18 protein-coding genes are annotated in these 20,962 nt (G+C 39.4%); 3 read left to right on the forward strand and 15 right to left on the reverse strand.

The genetic code is table 11. From position 1 onward, the window contains the following. Window positions 1-3: 3 nt before the first annotated feature. From BFP71_RS17625 to BFP71_RS17695, 15 genes are all read right to left on the reverse strand, one after another. Window positions 4-1,056: a peptidoglycan bridge formation glycyltransferase FemA/FemB family protein gene (locus BFP71_RS17625; RefSeq protein WP_069836727.1), complete on the reverse strand. Its 1,053-nt coding sequence runs from the start codon at window positions 1,054-1,056 to the stop codon at window positions 4-6. After that, complete coding sequence (gene asnB / locus BFP71_RS17630) at window positions 1,056-2,945, reverse strand: asparagine synthase (glutamine-hydrolyzing) (RefSeq protein ID WP_069836728.1); 1,890 nt, start codon at window positions 2,943-2,945, stop codon at window positions 1,056-1,058. The genes BFP71_RS17625 and asnB overlap by 1 nt, the downstream gene beginning before the upstream one ends. 5 nt (window positions 2,946-2,950) lie before the next feature. After that, entirely contained in the window at window positions 2,951-3,901 is a 951-nt protein-coding gene (locus BFP71_RS17635; RefSeq protein ID WP_088125103.1) for a class I SAM-dependent methyltransferase, read from the reverse strand. Beyond that, window positions 3,898-5,037 carry a DegT/DnrJ/EryC1/StrS family aminotransferase gene (locus tag BFP71_RS17640; protein ID WP_069836730.1) on the reverse strand — a complete coding sequence of 380 codons (1,140 nt, stop codon included), beginning with the start codon at window positions 5,035-5,037 and terminating at the stop codon, window positions 3,898-3,900. The genes BFP71_RS17635 and BFP71_RS17640 overlap by 4 nt, the downstream gene beginning before the upstream one ends. After that, the gene (locus BFP71_RS17645; RefSeq protein WP_069836731.1) at window positions 5,030-6,013 is read right to left on the reverse strand and encodes an NAD-dependent epimerase/dehydratase family protein; all 984 of its coding nucleotides are present in this window, start codon (window positions 6,011-6,013) and stop codon (window positions 5,030-5,032) included. Before BFP71_RS17645 ends, BFP71_RS17640 begins: the two co-directional genes overlap by 8 nt. A 31-nt stretch (window positions 6,014-6,044) precedes the next feature. Then, a complete protein-coding gene (locus BFP71_RS19530) occupies window positions 6,045-6,455 on the reverse strand; it encodes an LbetaH domain-containing protein (protein ID WP_088125104.1) in 411 nt (136 codons plus the stop codon). Window positions 6,456-6,509: 54 nt separating this feature from the next. Continuing rightward, the gene (locus tag BFP71_RS17655; protein WP_069836732.1) at window positions 6,510-7,469 is read right to left on the reverse strand and encodes a class I SAM-dependent methyltransferase; all 960 of its coding nucleotides are present in this window, start codon (window positions 7,467-7,469) and stop codon (window positions 6,510-6,512) included. A 180-nt stretch (window positions 7,470-7,649) separates the two neighbouring features. Beyond that, on the reverse strand, window positions 7,650-8,300 hold the full coding sequence (locus BFP71_RS17660; RefSeq protein WP_069836733.1) for a class I SAM-dependent methyltransferase: 651 nt from the start codon (window positions 8,298-8,300) through the stop codon (window positions 7,650-7,652). A 28-nt stretch (window positions 8,301-8,328) separates the two neighbouring features. Beyond that, the gene (locus tag BFP71_RS17665) at window positions 8,329-9,141 is read right to left on the reverse strand and encodes a hypothetical protein (RefSeq protein WP_069836734.1); all 813 of its coding nucleotides are present in this window, start codon (window positions 9,139-9,141) and stop codon (window positions 8,329-8,331) included. Then, the gene (locus BFP71_RS17670) at window positions 9,142-10,431 is read right to left on the reverse strand and encodes an ABC transporter ATP-binding protein (protein WP_069836735.1); all 1,290 of its coding nucleotides are present in this window, start codon (window positions 10,429-10,431) and stop codon (window positions 9,142-9,144) included. Between the two features lie 23 nt (window positions 10,432-10,454). Beyond that, window positions 10,455-11,315, reverse strand: a complete 861-nt coding sequence (locus BFP71_RS17675; protein ID WP_069836736.1) for an ABC transporter permease — start codon at window positions 11,313-11,315, stop codon at window positions 10,455-10,457. Between the two features lie 119 nt (window positions 11,316-11,434). Further along, the gene (locus BFP71_RS17680) at window positions 11,435-13,849 is read right to left on the reverse strand and encodes a GumC family protein (protein ID WP_069836737.1); all 2,415 of its coding nucleotides are present in this window, start codon (window positions 13,847-13,849) and stop codon (window positions 11,435-11,437) included. Further along, window positions 13,849-14,691: a polysaccharide biosynthesis/export family protein gene (locus BFP71_RS17685; protein ID WP_069836738.1), complete on the reverse strand. Its 843-nt coding sequence runs from the start codon at window positions 14,689-14,691 to the stop codon at window positions 13,849-13,851. Before BFP71_RS17685 ends, BFP71_RS17680 begins: the two co-directional genes overlap by 1 nt. Beyond that, window positions 14,684-15,532, reverse strand: a complete 849-nt coding sequence (gene kdsA, locus BFP71_RS17690; protein ID WP_069836739.1) for a 3-deoxy-8-phosphooctulonate synthase — start codon at window positions 15,530-15,532, stop codon at window positions 14,684-14,686. The genes BFP71_RS17685 and kdsA overlap by 8 nt, the downstream gene beginning before the upstream one ends. Continuing rightward, complete coding sequence (locus BFP71_RS17695) at window positions 15,532-16,062, reverse strand: KdsC family phosphatase (RefSeq protein ID WP_069836740.1); 531 nt, start codon at window positions 16,060-16,062, stop codon at window positions 15,532-15,534. The genes kdsA and BFP71_RS17695 overlap by 1 nt, the downstream gene beginning before the upstream one ends. A 103-nt stretch (window positions 16,063-16,165) precedes the next feature. Between BFP71_RS17695 and BFP71_RS17700 the strand changes: the two genes are divergently transcribed. The 3 genes from BFP71_RS17700 to serA are packed head-to-tail and all read left to right on the forward strand — an operon-like array spanning window position 16,166 to window position 20,846. Then, on the forward strand, window positions 16,166-18,586 hold the full coding sequence (locus BFP71_RS17700; protein ID WP_069836741.1) for a penicillin acylase family protein: 2,421 nt from the start codon (window positions 16,166-16,168) through the stop codon (window positions 18,584-18,586). Continuing rightward, the gene (locus tag BFP71_RS17705; protein WP_069836742.1) at window positions 18,583-18,942 is read left to right on the forward strand and encodes a hypothetical protein; all 360 of its coding nucleotides are present in this window, start codon (window positions 18,583-18,585) and stop codon (window positions 18,940-18,942) included. The genes BFP71_RS17700 and BFP71_RS17705 overlap by 4 nt, the downstream gene beginning before the upstream one ends. Next, a complete protein-coding gene (gene serA / locus BFP71_RS17710; protein WP_069836743.1) occupies window positions 18,942-20,846 on the forward strand; it encodes a phosphoglycerate dehydrogenase in 1,905 nt (634 codons plus the stop codon). Before BFP71_RS17705 ends, serA begins: the two co-directional genes overlap by 1 nt. Window positions 20,847-20,962: the final 116 nt, after the last annotated feature.

A 20,962-nucleotide genomic window follows, 5' to 3' on the forward strand; every position in this document is an offset into this window, starting at 1 on the left:
ACATTAATAGGGATATAAATAGAAGTTGGGAAAAGCTTTCTTTAATCCTTCTATGGGTTGATCAATGATATCCGGGTCATTGAATCTTATGAAGTACTTGTACTCATGATCTTGAGCCCCCCACCTTTTCTTAAAGTCATAAACACCTTCCTGACTTTTCCATGTTCCTCCCCAGTTCCAGTTCTCAAACCCTTTCTTACTGGCCTCCTTCATTGCTTCAAATATCAATAGGGCTGAGGGTTGATCTCGTCTAAAATCATGAATAGTGGCTGGTGTAAAATACTCTACCGTTTTGTTGAAGTAGAATAATAAGATGGCCGCAATAGGCTCATTATCTTTTCTGGCCACAAAAACGGCAAACTCTTCATCAGAGAAATATTCAGGAATTAATTCGAAAAACTCTTTCCTTTTTGGGATTCCACCAATGCTTTCTATGTTTTCTTTATGAACATTGTACAAGAAATCCAGACTTACTTTGTCATGTTCCACGGTTACCGAGATCTCAGCTTTTATCGCCCTGCGGATATTTCTGGGCCTTGGATTACTGAACAATTCCATTAGGTCAGTCTCCACAGTTTCGGTATTCGGAATTGGTGTTATTTGGCCAATTCGGTAATCCGTTTTGTCATGTTTCCAGTTTTGAGTGAACCAATCAGTTTCTTCCGGGCAATAAGGGTTTGTAACAATGGTAGAAAGAACTATTCCCTCTTTATGGCAAAAGCTATCAAACTCTTTTAATAGTGAGGTATTAATCCATTTAATGTCTTCTCCACTGAGTTCATTTGAATAAACCGGACCACCATTACTACCATAATAAGGTAAACTGTTGAGTACGGCACCGTACTCATCGTTCCTTTTGATCATAAATGGGAAAACAGCCTTTAGTTGCTTCTCTTGAAACCATAAAAAATAGTACGCTTCTGCAGCAAGGTGCTTTTCCAGAAGTTTGTGATAAGACAAGCTTTGATAAAAAAGCGTAGTCATTTGTGACAATAAAAGCTCACTATAATCGCCATCTAAATCAAAGGGCATCCCCTTCTCAATTGCAAATTCCATTATACTTTATGACCGTTCAAAAAAATCCTGCACCACCACTCAAAATTCATAAAAGACCAGATCAACAATCGATGGTTGATTTGCTGCTCGGTATGTTCTCTTACAATTTTCTCAATATAGGCCGGCTTTATAAATTCTGCTGAAATGGTATCCTTTTTGTTCAAAAGCAGCTCACGAACATAGCTCGCATTCTCCCCTCTGTACCAACTTTCATCAGGTGCTGAAAAGCCTTGTTTTTTCCTATCGATGATCTTCTTTGGGATGTAACCTTTCATGGCTTCCCTTAAGATTTTCTTGCCATCGTCAAAGCTTCTGTATTGCATTTTCTTGCTGACATTTTCGTCAATTTTATCAATCTCGCGCTGAAGATTACCCAGTTTATACCTTACCGGGACTTTTTGAGCAAAGTCAACCAAATCATTGTCCATAAAAGGGAAGCGTTCTTCCAGGCCGTTGGCCATGGCCAACTTATCACCTACCAAAAACAGCCCTGGCAGAAAAGTTTTAGCCTCAAAATACAACGAATTTTGTATGTGTTGTTCAGGGGTTTTATAACCGAGTTGGTCATTAAAAGTAAAAACCCTTTCAAAAACTGTCCTTGGCTCCTCTAAAGACATTTGTCGTAATGCAGAGGTCTGAAACAACTCGGTTTTAGAATCGTCAGGTACTAACCTTTGCCAAAAGCTATAATACTGATCAAAGAAATTTTGCTGGCTTAAAGAATCAAAAATTCTGTAGTACCGCCATGGATAACCACCAAATAACTCATCGCCTCCGGTTCCTTGTAAACAAACCTTTACAAATTTTGAAGCTAACCTGGCTATGTAGTAGTTGGGGTAAGACATGCCCACCCGCAAGTCTTCCAGGTGATACACCAACTTGGGAAGTGACCAGCGTAAATCTCCAGCATTTATTACTTGTTCAAAATGCTCGGTTTTGAAATGATTGGCCATTAACTCCGCATCTCGCCTTTCATCATAATTGGCTTCATAGCCAGTCACTTCACTCATATCAAATCCACAAGTGAAAGTAGATATTCTTGGGACGTAATTTGTCGCAATCGCGGTAATCGTACCGGAATCCATCCCACCGGATAAATAGCTTCCAACTGGAACATCAGAAACCATTTGTTTCGCTACTGCCCGTTCCATCAGTCTTTCCGTTTCTAATTTGGCATCTTCGAATGTGATGCTTTCATCAGGCTTTGAAAAGTCATAATCCCACCATGAATTGTGGGTTATTTTTTTCATGTGCTTGTCTACTACCAGTGTATTTGCTGGTGGTAACATGGCTATGTCCTGGAACAGCGTTCTAAATGAGAATAAGTTTTGAAAGGTAAAATACTCGTTTAATGCACCCAGATTTACTCCAATTTGATAATCAGGGTGCTCCAAAATGGCCTTAGTCTCTGATGCAAAAACAATTGTTTTTCCATTGAACCAATAATAAAGTGGTTTGATTCCGAACCGATCACGAGCCAGGAAGAGCCTCTCTTCTGTAGAATCCCAGCATGATATGGCGAACATCCCATTCAGGCGCTTGATATAGTCTATGCCAAAACAAGAGATGCCTTCAACGATCACCTCTGTATCGGTATCTGAATGAAAGACATGTCCGCAGGACCTTAACTCTTGTCGGAGTTTGATATAATTGTAAATACAGCCATTAAACACCAGAGTATATCTACCATCTTTGGAAGACATGGGTTGCACTCCACGTTCAGAAACGTCTAAAATGGCCAAACGCTTATGAACTAAACCAATGTTTCTGTCCACATAAAGGCCTTCGCCATCAGGCCCCCGATGTGCTAACTTCTCACCCATTTTTTTCAATAGGCCATCTGAAACAGGTTTCTGATGTAAATTAAAGATACCGGCTAAACCGCACATTTTATTTACTTACGAAACCTGCCTGAAAAACAGGCTTCTTCAGTATGAAAATAGTCTGTTGTTAAATGATTTGAATTGATCAGTTCCGTAAACTCCTCTTTGCTAAACCGTTTGGCATTGGAAGGTGAATACCAATCAAAATTAGTTGCGTCTGAAATGTCTTTCCCCAACTCTGGGTTCCAAAAGCATTTGATAAAGTTCCAGTAAATAAACCTTTGTAAATCTTGCTGTCCACCTTTAATTCCTAAAAGCGGGATCTCTGGAATATCCAACTGCACCTCTAATTCTGCGAGCCTTTTACCTAACTCGGTTAGCTGTTGAGACATTTCCCACAGTTGTTCATTGGATAACTCATGGGTTCTCACCCTAAAATGATCATCCAGCAATTCACGTGGTAGCGCCTTTTTAGCATAAACGTAGGTAGCAAAGGAGCCATTGGATTTTGTGATTTCTGTTAAATGCTTAAAAGTCATGTCAGGATATTCTGTGTGCATAATCACTTGATCACACAGTACAAAGTCGACACTTGAGGCTTTTAGGCCGGTGTCTGCAATATCTCCTCTTATGAAAGTAAGATTTTCTATATGACCGTAAAACTCACTGGCTTCGGCACCACTTTCAGAAAAATCCATACCGATTACGCGTGCATGTGGCGCTAATTCTGCCATCCAGGCTGCCTTATATCCGAGTCCGCTTCCTGCATCCAGAATAACAGATTTATCAGAAAGAAATGACTTGAAATCAGCCTCATTAGCAAACCCGTAGAGGGTATAAAACCAATTCTTTTGAAAGGCATTAATTTTCCCAATTTCTACCCTGGTGTTCATTTTATTCCATTTTTCAGAAAAGACACTTGTCGTTTGATCCTGATTGGAATAACCTGAAAGCTGTTTCGATTCAAAATAGTTTTTCCTGATTTCCTTAATCGGCTCTATAAGTAGATTTTCTAAAATCATATACTTTTCAAAGTTTCGACTACGTATTGAAAGTCCAGTTCATTCATTCTGTTGTGCAATGGAATGGACATTGAATAATCATTGGCTATTTGGGCACCTGGATAGTCTCCGGGCTTAATATCAAATGTATTGGCATAGAAATTCAACATGTGTACTGCATGGGTTCCCGGCCTAGTAGATATACCTCTTTCCTGAAGTTTCTCCATGATCTCATTTCGGGTATAAGGTGCCTTTGTCTCGTCAATCAAAGTGACGAAACTCTGCCAACCATGGTCATAATCTGCCGAAAATTCAGGGAGCTGCAACCATTCCAGACCACTCAATTCCTTTTTATAATATGCAGCCCATTTGGCTCGCTCGTTGATAAACTGATCGAGCTTACCCAACTGCACCACGCCCACAGCACCTTGCAAATCGGTCATGCGGTAATTATAACCACTAACATCAAAATCGGGCAAGATGTAAGGTCTTGGTCCATGGTGACGTTGCTCTTCTGAAACAGAAGCACCATGATTTCTCAATATGCCCAGTTTTTCCCCATAAGCATCGTTGTTGGTTGTCACCATCCCCCCCTCACCAGTGGTGACTGATTTACGTGGATGAAATGAAAAGCAACCAAAATCTCCTAATGCTCCTGCAGGGATGCCTTTGTATGCTGCTCCTGCCGCACAGGCTCCATCTTCGATAATCGGTACACCCGGAGCAGCCTCTTTGATGGCATCCATATCAGAACAAAGACCGAATAAGTGCACCGTCATAATGGCTTTTGTGCGATCGGTTACCTTATCGGTCAACTGAGTCGGGTCGATATTAAATGTTTTAGGATCGATATCGCAAAAGACTACTGCTGCCCCAACTTGCAAAACTACATTGGCCGTTGAAACCCAGGTAAATGCAGGTACAATTACCTCATCGCCCGGCCCTACCCCCAAGGCAACCAACGATAAATGTAAGGCTGTGGTTGCGCTCGTTACCGCTATGGCATGTTTTACCTGGTGTCTTTCAGCAAAAAGGTTTTCGAACTCCCTGACCTTGGGGCCTGAAGTAAGCCAACCTGTCATTAGAGGTTCTTTTACGGCCTGCCACTCTTCTTCACCGGTAACAGGCAGCGAAATCGGTATATTTCGTTTATCCATTGTCTAATCCCGTCTCAATTCTCCAATCAATCAGTTTCTGAAGGCCTTCTTTCAGTTCATATTTATATCTGAAGCCAATTTCCTCTTCGGCCTTCTTTCTTGAGCCTATCCGGTTTTGAACCAGTGCCCTGGCGTCATCCTCAGAATAAGGCTTGTAAATCACTTCCATGTCAGAATTTTTCAGTTCCAAAATGGTATCACAGAGCTGCTTAATTGAAGTCTGAACCTCAGTACCTACATTATACATTCCAAACTTCGTATCGCTTTTCAAAGCATCGACATTACATCTTGCTACATCTTCGACATAGATAAAGTCATAGGCCTGGCTGCCATCTCCATTTATGACTGGTGACTCATTTGCTTCAATCTTATTCAGCATGATGGGTACTACCCCGGTATAAGCAGCCGTTTGGTCCTGGTGAGGGCCGTAAACGTTCATATACCTCAAACCAATTACTTCCAAACCATAGCGGTCATTGAATGCAGTGGCCATTGCTTCTCCGGCAATCTTAGAAGCACCATAAAAATTCTTATTGTTGAAGGGGTGCGACTCGGTCATTGGCAACTCCACTGCATCGCCATAAACGGAGGCTGAAGAAGACCAAATGAGCTTTTTGATGTTGTTCTTCACACAAGCTTCTAAGACATTGAAGGTCCCTTCAATATTGACATGAAAGGCGGTTCTCGGGAAGTCTTTGCAATGAAGAAGCCACATGGCAGCCAGGCTGACCACATAATCCTTGCCTTTCATGGCTTCATTGAGAATATCAACTTCTCTAATGTCACCACCAATGGGAAACATGCTACATCTTGGGTCTTTCAATTGCTCTTCTAAGTACGCCTTTTTGCCTCTAGCGAAATTATCGTACACCACAACTTCCGCTACATCCTCTTTGAGTAGCTCTGAGACGACAAAACTTCCAATAAAACCAGCACCTCCAATTACGAGTACTTTAGCATCTTTAATATTATTCACTAGTTATGATTTTAGTTTTTGATTTTCTTGACTAATGGGTGGTAATCCCCCGTTGGGGCCTGAACTTTCTGATCTCGAAGGTCGTGCACAATTTCAATGGCCTGGCGATTGTCTGCGAGGCCGAAACCATAGTTTCCACATATTGTCCCGTCCGAACCACTACACTCTTAAGGTTTGTAATGTTGGTAAATACCATGGATGGTCCCAAAAAAACATCATCCTCACACTTTACTCCGGAATAGATACTTACATCGTTTTGCACCTTGACGTTATTGCCTAAAGTTACCCTTGGAGAAACCATCACATTTTGGCCCAGATTACATTTTTCACCCAAGACACAGTCTTTCATAATATTTGAGAAGTACCAGATTTTGGTTCCATCCCCAATTATTGAACCTTCATCAATGACTGCAGTTGGATGACTATAATAAGACTCAGGCATATTTTTAATCTAATTCAATAAGATGCCACTTTTCACAGTGGCCTCATGCAAATTCTACTTTTGAAAAAAAATAAGTGTTGGCCCATTCAATTTATTAAACTGATCAATGTTGTAATGTTTAATTGACCTTGCGAGCTCTTTCAGTGCATTCAATGGCCTAAAAACTTTTCTGCTTTTCTGGAAGTCATATTTAATCAGTTCCACAGGCCTCAACCCACATGATTTACCTAGGCTGACTAAACTTTCTGTATTATAACAGTTGAGGTGTTCTATAGGATTGACGGGATTGAGCTTCCTAAACCCTTCTTCACTATTAAAATCATACTTCTTAAGGTTCTCCTCAATCTTGCTCCCATTAGGTACACTTAGCTTGACCACCCCTCCTGGTTTCAATAAGCGAACTAAATTTTGTAAATATTCAAAAGGCTCATCTAGATGCTCAAAAACCTGCTCTGTGTTAATGAAGTCAACAGAACTCTCCTCTTGCTGCTCCAAAGTTTGTGCTTCAAAACCCAATGAAGATGCATATTTTACTTTCGAGGGGGATATTTCGAGCCCTATCGGCTCTAACCCCAGTGATCTTGCGGCAATAGACCATTCTGACCACCCCATTCCAAAATCCATTACTTTAATTCGATTGACAGGCTGGTTATAAAATTGGATAAAGGAGTATACCTCTGTAAGAAATCTCTGGATTTTTACTCTTCGGTTATCCAAAGACAAATTAAATCTCAGGTTTTCATCCTGATCATACCAAGACTCATAAGCTTTGTGTAGCAGTTCACTGTCTGGAATAATTGACTGATAGATTAATCCACAATTACCGCATTTAGTGATCTCATATTTCTCGTCTAAAATTTCTTCAACTTCAGGCCTGTACCCTCCCGCAGGTTTGCTTGCAATATGGTCTATCCAGTGCTTAAAGTAGTTACTGTTAAAATATTCTTCTAAAAGTACCTTTTGGTCTTCTTTGCTTTTGCAGCATGGACAAACCGTCCTTTTAATAAATCCCATTATCTTTTCAAGTGTTGGACTTCCAATTTATTAAACCGACTCATGTAAATTCGGTAGCGATTTTGTCAACAAAATGAGTACCCAGCACACCGCACATGCCTCAGGAAACAAGTAGCATTATGGTCTTTTTCCCGTTCAATACAACTACTACTTTTCCTTGACTTCTAAATTAAGTTCGACTTAAAACTTAAAAAGGTGTACTTCCTGCGTTGGATGGGAAAGGCAGTTGAATTCGACTTCCACACCCATTGTGTCAGCAGCTTTTTGATAGAATTCTTCATTCATACCACTGCCACGGAGCATTGGATGGTAGCTTCCATAAAGAAAGCCTTGTGCATTTTTAATATCAATATTTGTAAATAAAAACTTACCTCCTTTAGCCATGACCTCTTTCAAATTACTCAGTGCCGTTTTTACTTGCGAACGTGACAAATGAGTGAAGACTGACTGGGCTATTGCGAAGTCAAACTTGGTTTTGAACAATGAGAACTCAAAGTTTTCGCTTTGCTCCACAGTGTAGTTCTTTTCCAAGCCTGCTTCATCGCACAGTAACTTCCCTAGATTAATGTATGGAGTATAGGGGTCCATTCCATGGTAATTACCATCCTCCAAGTAATTAATAGCCTCCATACCAAATCTGAGTGGTCCGCAACCAATGTCAAGAAGCCTGTGTTCTGGTGTGAGCCCTATTTCTTTTACAGCGTTAATTTGCCATTTAGCATATTCATGCCATTTGTAATGAAATTTAGCATCTGGAACCATCCCCACTGACAATGAAATGTCAACAAGTTTTGATACAGGCAAGCGCTTTTCTAAATCCAAATTCTTCATTTTGTTGTTGGTACCGAAAATTACCTTATTACTTTATCACTTTTCTTTTTGCTCTGCGCGCCAACTCACGAGTGAGGCTTTTAGCCGATAACTTCTTGAGTAAAACACTATCCGGGACTTCAAATAATTGCTCTGGTGGAAACAATATTCTGACAAAACCAAGCTGATTAGGAGATGAATTCACATTTCTGACACAATGCTCATTGGTGTACTTCCAAAGAATCAAATCTCCTTTTTTAACACCAATATCCCTATTCAAACAAATTTCTTCGTTATTATTCTTCTTGAACATCAATCCTTCTCCGCTGTAGTCAGTGTCATGATCACTCAAAATGAGCGTGGCTTGAAGTGCCGCGGGATCAAAGAATTTTTCTCCAGTCCAATCTTTGTGGGGTTTGACGATTTCCTCGCCATTTTTTGTAAGCACCACCCTAAAAGAATTACTTCGATTACCATTACCATTGGTTGGAAATACCCTTAAATAAAAGTTTCGCGACATCACCTGATTTCTCAGTTCCATTATTTTCCAGGAAACGGCATAGGTCACCTCATCTAATGGCTCATTCCATAGGTAATTAAAATAAGTAAGACCATGGACTTCTTCCTTTAGATAGTTAGGGCAGCCCATGTAAAGGTCTTTGTCCTTATTTATTTTTTTGACCTTTTTCCATCCCTTGGCAGGGCTTTTTAACTCTTGAGACCAAAAGCTAATAATGTGACTTGTAAAAGCAGGATCAATGAAGTCTTGAAAGACATAATAACCAGGACCCTCGGAGTGGTATAGCTTTTTCCTAATTTGAATCAGGTCATTTGCGGGTATGATTAAATCAGAGTAATTCATTTAGTAAAATTTCCAATTAGCATTCAAGTGAATAAAAGTGTTCTGCTTCGATGATACTTCGTGAAAGCCATCCAAGGATTCATTAGTAATTTCAAAGTGATAAAAATCAGCTATAGCATCATAAAATTTAGCTCCATCTCTTGATCCAAAATAGACGCTCAGAGCATACCGGCCTGGTACTAACTGTGGATTGATTTCAATTAAGGCTTTTCTCTTGCCCTTTTTCATATCAAGCTCGCCTTTGACATCATGAGTACTCACTGACCTGGTGATTTGTGTTCCTTCTACATTGCCAATTCGTAGTTGAAAATTGGTATCAGAAATATCTCGATCGCAATCAAACGCTACTTCAACTATCAAAGGCTCTTTGAATAATAAGGTTGAAGTATACTCTCCTTTAGAATTTAGGATGCGAATCGTCTTAAAGTCTGCGTCTTCATGCCCCCATGGTCTCTCCCAAGAATCAGGAACTATTCCTGTTGAGTAATCAATAAGTGATGGCCCAAGCTGAACGTACTTTCTAATAGCGTCATCAACGCTACCATCTAAAGTGATCTGTCCATTTTCGAGAAAAATGGCTCGCTGGCATAGATTCCTGATCGAATCCATATTGTGACTCACAAAAAGGATTGTTCTGCCTTCTTGTGCCACTTTACCCATTTTACCAATGCACTTTTTCCTAAATTCTGCATCTCCTACAGCCAGTACCTCATCGACAATCAGTATCTCCGGTTCCAGAAAGGCTGCAACGGCAAAGGCCAGCCTCACCTTCATTCCAGAAGAGTAGCGCTTTACAGGAGTGTCTATATAACGCTCGCATCCTGAAAAATCCACTATTTCATCCAGTTTGAGCCTGATTTCATTTTTAGTCATCCCGAGTAATGCGCCATTTAAAAACACATTCTCTCTGCCTGTTAATTCCGGATGAAAACCGGTTCCTACCTCTAAAAGAGCACCAATACGTCCATTTGCCTTTATTCTTCCTGTGGTTGGCCCAGTTACTTTAGAAAGAAGTTTTAGCAAGGTGCTTTTTCCAGCACCATTCTTTCCAATCACACCTAAGACCTCCCCTTGCTTTACTTGAAAGTTAAGATCTTTAAGAGCCCACACATAATCAGAACTTCCTTTAACAGTCCGATCATTTACCTCGCCAATTGTTAAGAAAGGATCTTCTCTGCCTCGTACTCTGGCCCACCATCTGTTTAGATCATGGCTGATCGTACCAGTTCCCACTACACCCAATCTGTATTGCTTGGAAAGGTTTTCTACTTGAATTGATACTTTTGACATATTATCTATTGCAATGTCTAGCTTTAGACCGTGTCCATAAAGTTTTTCTCGGTTTTGTTAAAGATGGCCAAACCGATCACGAATAGTAAAACCGAGAAAATCGCAGAATAAATTAAATGACTATAATCTAGGTTTCCGGTACCTAAAAACATATACCTAAAGCTCTCAATAATAGGAGTCATTGGGTTGGCTAAAATAAAAACCCGATACTCTGCAGGAATGGCCGATAACGGATATATCACGGGTGTTCCATACATCAATAATTGCACGCCGAACGTGACAAGAAACTTCAAATCACGGTATTTGGTGGTAAGGGCAGATAATACAAAGCCAAAACCCAAACCCAAAAGCATCATGATAAAAACGAGGGCTGGAAAAAGTAGCACTTCTATCTGTATCGTTCCCTCAAATTGACCACTGAAACGGTAGTAGGCCAAAAAAATTAAAAATAAACATAACTGTATACCGAATGTAACCAGGTTGGTGATGGTCGTTGCTATGGGCATTACAGCTCTGGGAAAGTAAACTTTGCCAAAAACCTGAGCGTTTTTTGTAAATGTATCAGAGGTCTTTGTGAGAGAATCGGAAAAATACCTCCAACAGGTGATACCACTTAAATAAAAGAGAATTTTAGGTAGGCCATCTGTTGACAATCCAGCCACATTACCAAAGATCAATGTGTAGGTTAAGGTAGTCAGTAGTGGTTGAATAACATACCACAGGGGGCCCAAGATGGTCTGTTTGTACTGAGCTACCAAGTCTCTTCGTACAAAAAGAAACAGTAAGTCCCTATACCTTACAAGCTCATTAATTTTTAAATCGAGGAGAGAAGATTTGGGCTCAATTATTGTTTCCCAACTATCTTTTTGCTCTATAGTATTCATAAAATACTTATTTCAATTAGGGTTTTGGAAAACTGGGTCGTTTCTTTCTTAGAAAACATCTTATCAGGTTTAGACAAGCATAGATACTTTTGGAAACTTTTTTGATCTTTTGAAGGGTACTACTTTTTAAAAAACTGCTTCAGTTTGTTTGGTTTTTCATTTTTTTCATCAGCCTCATAATAACCCGATCCATAGCCATAGCCATAACCGTAGCCGTAGCCATAACCGTAGCCGTAGCCATAACCATAGCCATAACCCGCATTCACTTTGAAATCATTTAATAGAAGTGCAGAGTTACTAATGATTCCTTTTTTTGTGATATCGTTTAGAAACGGAAAGACCTGTTTGGCCGTATAGTTTTGTCGAATGACAAAAATGTTCAAATCAGAAAGTGTGGTAAGACTAAAAGTGTCCGCTACAATACCAACAGGAGGTGTATCTATTACAACGTAATCATAAGTTTCTTTTAGATTTAATATCAACTTTCTTAGTTCATCGGAAATTAATAACTCAGCAGGATTAGGTGGAACTGGGCCTGCTGAAATTAAATCCAAATTCTCATAAGGAGTTTTTTGAATGATTTTATCCCTTTCCACAAACCCCGCTAGATAATTGGAGACCCCAAAGTCATTGCTTAATTCAAAATCTCCAAAAAGCTTTGGTTTCCTTAAGTCTAAACCAATCAATACGGTTTTTTTACCAGAGACAGCCAACATTGAGGCATAATTCACCGAACAAAAGCTTTTCCCTTCACCCGAAGCATTTGAGGTGACTAAAATGGTCTGTATTTTTCTTTCCCTACCAAAGTATTCCATATTCGATCGTATTGCTCTAAAAGACTCTGCCATAATAGACTTGGGGTGTTCTAAGATGGCTAGGTTACCATGGTGTTTATTGTGACCAATCATTCCTATGATTGGAATATTCGTCATTTGTTCTATTTGTTTTCTAAACTCAACTTTATCTTTCAAAAGTTCTTTTAGTGTTACAAATAGCAGTGGTAGTATGAAACCTAAAACACCCCCAATGACATAGTTAAAGGGTTTATTGGGAGAGATTGGTTTTTTGTTATCCTGAGCCTTGTCTATGACCTGAGCAGTAGATTCATTTCGAGCTTTAGCAATTCCAGCTTCAGCTCTTTTCTGGCTAAAAAATTCAAACATCCCATAGTACAAACTGTAAATACGCTCTATATCACTGAATTGCCTTTGCCTAGTGGGGTATTTAGCCAACTGTCTATTTAGGTCTGCCAGTTTAGTATCTATGTCTTCTATTGTTTCGTTGAATTCAGAAATTTTAAGTGTTGATGTATTCCTAATTAAATCTATGAGTGATTCAATTTCTCCATCAATACGCTTAATTGATTTATTAAAATCTGCCAAATTTTTGGACTTCTCTCTTCTCTGACTTATTAAATCTTGATACCTATCTATATACTTACCCACAATTTCAGCACCGTCAATAGTCAAGGGAATAACCCCTTGGTTTACTTTACTACTATCATCTAGCACTTTAAGATTTTCATTAAGTAATCGAATTCCTGCTAGAGCCTCCCCTTTGAGAGTTTCCAGCGAAGAAATTTGGTTTATTATTCGATTAGCTATTTCATTAAAACCAGAACCAACAATTTTATTTTCAACTCTGACTTTATCTAACTGGCTCTCATAGATTGCAAGAGTGTCTTTTAACACCTCTATTTCCTTGTCAATAAAACTGATTGTACGATCCGCTTTTAAGTTTTTCCTGATTAATTCGCGATCCACATAGACTTCCATTGACGAATTCAAAAAGTCAGCAGCTTTTTTAGAATTAGAGTATACCAATTTAACTTCTGCAATAGTTGTGTAAGCTTCTAAATAATCTACTTTAAGGCGGCTCTTCCACTGATTAACCAGATAGTCGAAATCTCTAAAAACAAAGTAGAATTCACGCCCATTTAGATCTACTGATTTATTGAAAAAAACAACAAAATCATAACCATCACCAGAAACTTGGCTATTCTGGGGATAAATTGTTGACTCTTCATGATTTTCGTCACTGGATTTAGTCAACCTAAATTGATTATCTTCTAAGAAGCTAATTCTAAATTCAGTGTTTGTGACTTGATTAATACCCTCGCTAGGGTCTATTTCAAAGGGCAAAGATTTATATTCTTCAATAGTCTTTATTCTACCCTTGCTGTAGTATTCTATCTCAAAATTCAACTTTTTTAACGCTCCTTCTGTGATTGCATCGCTACGAAGAACCTCAAGTTCATTCATGAAGTTAACGCTATTGAAAGAAGGCAAAAGGTCTCCGAAGAATCCACTTGAGATATTAGGGTTATTTTCGGGAATCACCATAGTCCCTCTTACTTGGTATTTTTCAATAGCATATCTATGAAAAATAAATACAGAAAGTAAACCCAAAACTATGCTTAAAACAAAAATTGGCCATTGTCTAATTATTTTGATTATAACCAACCGAGGATCAATTGTCATTGACGATTGTCCCCCTCCGCTGGTATTCTCAAAAAAATCGAATTCGTTAGCCATTAATCTCTTGTTAAAACTCCTATTACCACGGCTGTGCCAGAAATCACACTAACGATAGTTGCAAAAGTCTGTAGGGCCGTCTGTCCAGTTCCTAGTTCTCTGATTTTCAATGGAGGTACATAAATAATGTCGTCAGGTTGTAAAAAGAATTGTTCTGTTTCTAAAAATGCACGATCTGTGACATCAACTTCATGAATTCTGATGCCATCAGGGTATTGCCTTAAAATTGTAACATGAGCCCTGTCAGCGTTAATGGTAAGGTCACCAGCAGATGCAATGGCTTGAAACAAATTAGCTTCATATTGTCTCAAAGTCTGTTGACCTATATTTCTAACCTCACCGTAAATTGTATAAGGAATACCACTTAATTTAACCCCAACCAAAATATCATTTACACCGGCCTTTTCTTTGATCTGTCTTTCAATTTCATATTTTAATTCTGACGTGGTTAATCCCGCAGCTTTTACACGACCTAAAGCATTGATCTCAATATTCCCATCTTTATCAATATTATATCCGGTCAAATATGGGTCATTAAAATTCCCACCGTTCCTTTGATTATTATTATTCACTTGTACAACCCTATTTGGCCTGGCAAAAATTGGATAGAACGCCTCTACTTCCTCTTCCTCTTTACTGTAGAAATTAATTAGCAGGATATCATTCGGCTGAAGCTTATAATCAACTCTTGAAAGGGCTATTAGCTGTTCATTTTCCAGCCTTTCCGCTCCACTTTTGTTTTGAAGGTAAACTACTTTCTCATTGGGAATGCAACTTGATACTATCCCACAAACGAAAAGGAGAAATATGGCTTTTTTAATTAGTGTCTTGTCTTTAGTCATTTAAATCTATTTTGGCATTTTGTCCTAGATCAAACGCTGCTTTAGACATTACCAAGAATTCGTTCATTTTATGAAGAGGCACCATATTTGGACCGTCACTGAGTGCTTTTGATGGGTCTGGATGAGTCTCTATAAAGAATCCATCCACTCCAGCAGCCCCAGCTGCTCTTGCTAGATATGGTGCAAATTCTTTTTGTCCGCCAGAACTACCTCCAGCTCCACCAGGTTGCTGAACGCTATGCGTCACATCAAAAACCACAGGTGCAAATTGTCTCATTGTTGGCAAGGCACGCATATCAACCACCAAGTTGTGATACCCGAAGGAGACACCTCTTTCAGTCAAGCAAACCTTGTTATTTCCAGTTGATTTCACCTTGTTTACAGCATACTGCATATCCTCAGGTGCCATAAACTGGCCTCGTTTGATTTTAACCGTTTTTCCCGTTTCCCCTGCTGCCACTAATAGGTCAGTTTGTCTACATAAATAAGCCGGAATTTGCAATGCTTGCGCCACGTCACTCACAGGATTAGCTTGATTTGGCTCGTGAATGTCGGTGACTATCGGAAGGTCAAATTCGCGTTTAATCTTGTCTAATACGCTTAGCCCTTCATCTAACCCTACCCCTCTAAAAGAATTAACAGAAGTTCGGTTAGCTTTATCAAATGATGCTTTAAATACATATTGAATGTTAAGTCGTTGACAAGTTTCTTTCAGTGTTTCTGCCACTTTTGCACACACATCATAACTTTCAACTGCACATGGTCCTGAGAACAACACCATATTCCCATTTCCCATCACAATATCATCAGCTATATTAAAGCTTTCTTTGAATTTATCCATTATTGTTTTTTCAAAATTAAATCGTATGTCCCAGTCGCTTCTAGGATTAAATCAGCTAATTCTCTTACCGCCCCTTTACCCCCTTCTGAACTAAGCACTAAATCCACTTCCTCTTTTACTTTATAGTGCCCATCCGCCGGGGTAGCACTTAAACCAACTATCCTTAAAACAGGTAAGTCATTAATATCATCACCAATGTATGCCACTTGATCAGCCGCAATATTTCTCCTTGACATTTCTTTGAAGAAAACATTGAATTTGTCCTCAATACCATGATGGTGGAAATCAATTTTCAATTCTTCGCACCTATTTCTCACCACTCTAGAATCTCTTCCTGTGATGACCCCTGTCAAAATATTGTTCTTCCGGAGGTGTTTTATGATTTGACCATCTTTTACGTTGAAGCTCTTAAACTCCATTCCTTTATTATCATATGTGATCTTCCCATCGGTCAACACTCCGTCAACATCAAAAACAACGGCTTTTATTCCTTTTAATTTCTCTAGAATTTCTGGTGATAGCTTTTTCATAATTCGAGTAGAACAAATGTAAAAGTAAAATCGAGCATGACCCAATAACCTCGATTAGGAGTCAAATTTATTATATTCACTTTTCCAACCTCGAAAGCATGTTATGAAGCTTGTGAAACTGTTTGTGTCTCTCATTTTTACCATAGGAATATTCTATGCGCTGAATACAAAGTTTGGTTCAATCCCTCCATTAGGTAAATTTCTCTCCCCTAGTACTGGAATCTGGCAAAATGAAGGCAGTGATAATGAATCTGGCAAAACTTTTGAACTAAAGGGACTGAGTGCACCAGTAAATGTTCATTATGATGAAAACCTTATCCCACATGTATTTGCACAGAACGATCGAGATCTTTATCGTGCACAAGGCTATATAACAGCTCAACACCGACTTTGGCAAATGGAATTTCAAACCCATGCCTCCGGTGGAAGACTCTCTGAAGTAGTAGGAAGCGCAGCATTGGAGTATGATCGAGGACAAAGAAGAAAAGGAATGGTTTTCGGTGCAGAAAATGCCATTAAAGCAATGAGTGATTATCCAGAGTTAATAAAAAATCTTGAAGCTTATCGCGATGGTGTCAACAGCTACATCAGTTCTTTATCTCCCGAGGAATATCCACTAGAATATAAATTACTCGACTACCAACCTGAACCATGGACGTTGAAAAAAACTGCTCTACTATTAATGTACATGACTGATATGCTGGCCGGTGGTGATTCAGATTTTGAATACACCAATTTTTTAAAAAAATATGGCCAGGAACGATTCGACTTTATCTTTCCAGATTTTTTTGACTTCAACGATCCAGTAATCCCTACAAGTCGAGATTGGTCAGATTTCGGTGAAGTCGAAGTTCCAGAGGTACCTGAAGCTAACACACCAAGTAGTCTTCTTACAGATTTATTGCCTAAACCAAACCCAGACAATGGAAGTAATAACTGGGCAGTCGGTCCAGAGAAATCCTCAACTGGAAACCCAATTCTTGCGAATGATCCACACTTACAGCTCAATCTCCCATCGATCTGGTATGCCATGCAATTGGCAACTCCAGAAAAAAATACTTTTGGTGTGACATTACCTGGTGCAGCGGGCATTGTCATTGGTTTCAACAATGATATTTCTTGGGGAGTCACAAATGCCACAAGAGATGTGAAAGACTGGTACAAGATTACTTTTAAAGATGACTCTCAAGATGAGTATTGGTATAATAATGCTTGGGCAAGGACCAATAAAAAGATTGAAGAAATCAAATTACGAGATGGTGAAACATTTTACGACACTGTAGTTTATACGCATCATGGCCCTGTGACATATGATGCTAGTTTTAAAGGTGAGGAAGGTCAGAATGGATTCGCAATGAAGTGGGCAGGTCACCTAGGCGGAAACAATCAATTAACACTACTAGAGCTAAATAAAGCCAAGAACTATGAAGAATATGAGGAAGCGTTGAAACACTTTGTGGCACCCGCACAAAACTTTGTTTTCGCTTCGCGCGAAGGCGATATAGCTTTGTGGGTACAGGGTAGGCTCCCAAACAAATGGGAAGGCCAAGGTAAATTTTTACTCGACGGGAGTAACATCGATCACGACTGGAGAGGTTTTATTCCACAAGAGCACAATGCTCATGTCAAAAACCCAGCACGAGGTTTCGTTAGTTCTGCTAATCAACATCCAACTGACTCTACCTATCCATATTACGTCTTTAACGATGGCTACGAGGCTTACAGAAATAGGGTAATTAACGACTTTTTTAGATCAAAAGAGAAGTTCGATTTTCAAGACTTTAAGGATTTACATAACAACAATTATAATCTAAAAGCGGCTGAACTCTTACCTCACATGATTGCCAACATGGACATTAGTCAACTGAATCCTCAAGAAGAAGAACTTTTTAGTGAGGTGAAAGACTGGGACTATATGAATGATATAGATCAAAAGGGTGCGACAATCTGGGAACGCTGGTGGATAAGAGTTAGGAATTTGGTTTGGGATGAACTAAACGATGACCCAAAACCAATGCCGTATCCGTTTACTTACCAAACGATATACCTCTTAAAAAACCACCCCAACGATCCATTTATGGATATACAAGAAACTAGTGAAGTAGAAACAGCTCCTGACCTTTTCTTAAAAGCCTTTAAACAAGCTGCTGAAGACATTTCAAACTGGAAGAAAAATAACGACGACTATAACTGGGGTAGCTATAAGTCTACCTATGTGGGCCATATACTTCAAGCCCTACCTGCACTGTCTAGATTTAACCTGCCGATCGGTGGAAATAGTGGAATTGTAAATGCAACGAGACGAAATCATGGTCCATCCTGGCGGATGATCGTTGAAATGGCTGACACACCATTTGGACTAGGAATTTACCCTGGTGGACAGTCAGGAAACCCTGGAAGCAAACATTATGATGATTTTGTAGACAAATGGGCAGCTGGAGAATACTTGAAGCTCCTGTTTATGCAAAATGAAAATCAAAATGAAGAAATAGTTTTCACTCACAACTTAAATCCAAAGCAATGAAATTGAAAGCTTACAACTTCATTCTGACCTTAGCCTTCGCATTTCTGCTAGCTAACTTTTTACCATGGTATTCTGTGATGTTAGCGGGATTTTTATCTGGTGCAATCGTTCGCTTACGAAAAGCAACCACATTCTTTGTCCCATTCTTAGCAATAACCTTATTTTGGTTTATTAACGCGTGGCTATTAAGTAGCGCCAACAACTTTATTCTGGCTAAAAAGATATCCGTTCTACTCTACCTTGGTGGAAACCCTTATCTGCTCATGCTAGTGACAGGAATTGTTGGAGGACTTGCCGCAGGGATAGCCGCTATTTTTGGGAACCAATGTAGAGCTGCCTTTAGTGCAGAAAATTAATGAGTACAACAGACTCGATACACCAACACTTTGTAATTGATTTTGACAGCACCTTCACCAAGGTAGAGGCCTTAGATATTTTAGGCGAAATCTCTTTAGCAAACCATCCTGAAAAGAAAGAAAGACTTCAGCTGATAGAAGAAGTGACAGAAAAGGGCATGGCAGGTAAAATGTCGTTACGCGAGTCACTGGAAGCCAGAATTAATATATTAGATGCACACCAAAGTCATTTAGGTGAATTAGTCGATCGCCTATCTCAGCTCGTCTCAAAATCAATAAGTCGAAATAGGCACTTTTTAACTGAAAATGCCGCCAATACATACATCGTATCAAATGGCTTTAAAGAGTTTATTGTACCTGTTGTGACGAAATTTGGCATCAAGCCAGAACATGTTTTTGCTAACGATTTTGTTTTCGATGGAGAAGGTAACATTGTTGACTTCAACAGAGACAATATCTTATCGGCCAACGGTGGAAAAGTCAAACAAATCGAACAACTTGCTCTTGTTGGAAATGTGAACATGATCGGCGATGGCTATACTGACTATGAAGTGAGAAAAGCAGGAGCAGCAGATAATTTTTACGCCTATACCGAAAATATCCAAAGGGAGAGTGTCTCTGTGCATGCCGATCACATTGCCCCTAGTTTTGATGAAATTTTATTCCATAAGAATATGAGTGGAGCCCTATCCTATCCTAAGAACAGAATCAAGATGTTACTGCTTGAAAACGTTCACCCAAAAGCTTTTACCAAATTAAAAGAAGATGGGTTTGATGTCGAGAACTATCCTGCTGGCTTAGATGAAGATGAGCTTTGCGAAAAAATAAAGGGCATTCACGTTCTTGGTATTCGATCTAAAACACAAGTGACGGCCAAAGTATTGGAACACGCCGATAAATTAATGGCAATCGGTGCGTTTTGTATCGGTACCAATCAAATTGATTTAGAAGCAGCACTAGAAAAAGGAGTGGCTGTATTCAACGCTCCTTATAGTAACACACGTTCGGTTGTTGAATTGGCGATAGCTGAGATTATTATGCTCATGCGGGGTATTCCAGACAAAAGTGCTGACATGCATGTCGGTAAATGGTCCAAGACTGCCACTAATAGCTTTGAAATACGCGGCAAGAAACTCGGTATAGTTGGTTATGGAAACATAGGCGCCCAATTATCGGTACTTGCTGAAAACTTAGGGATGCAGGTTCACTATTATGACATGGAGGAAAGGCTTGCATTGGGTAACGCTGTCAAATGTGATTCCCTAGAAGAATTACTCCGTATTGCAGATGTGGTTTCACTTCACGTTGATGGCAGGCCGGAGAACAAAAACATTTTCAGAGCAGAGCACTTTGAACAAATGAAACAAGGAGCGGTCTTCTTAAACTTAGCCAGAGGACCGGTGGTAGAAATAGATGCCTTAAAATCAGCCTTGGAAAGTGGTAAAATTAGAGGTGCTGGGATTGATGTTTTCCCCGAGGAACCCAAGAGTAATGACGATCTTTTCGAATCAAATCTAAAAGGCCTACCAAATACCATACTTACACCACATATTGGCGGTAGTACGCAAGAAGCGCAAGAGAATATAGGGGACTTTGTGCCTGGAAAAATGATGGATTACATTAATACTGGAAACACCACTCTCAGTGTAAACTTCCCGAACCTAACACTTCCACCACTAAAAAACGCACATCGTCTAATTCATATCCATGCTAATAAGCCTGGTGTTTTAGCCAACATAAATAACGTCTTAGCGGCGCATGAGGCTAATATTGTGGGGCAATACTTGAAGACGAACGAATCTATCGGTTATGTAATCACCGATATAGACAAACAATACGATAAGGATTTAACGAAAGCCTTGAAGAAAACAGAACACACGATCAAGTTCAGAGTGCTTTATTAAGCATTTTAAGTTGAAATCAATCGGTAAATATAATTGCACCGTTTTGCAAATTTATAGGCCAGTCAAGCCTCTTCACATTGCAGTATTCCCGAAAATAAAGTAGTTTCTGGCCTAAT

The organism is Roseivirga misakiensis, assembly GCF_001747105.1.
Taxonomy (GTDB): domain Bacteria; phylum Bacteroidota; class Bacteroidia; order Cytophagales; family Cyclobacteriaceae; genus Roseivirga; species Roseivirga misakiensis.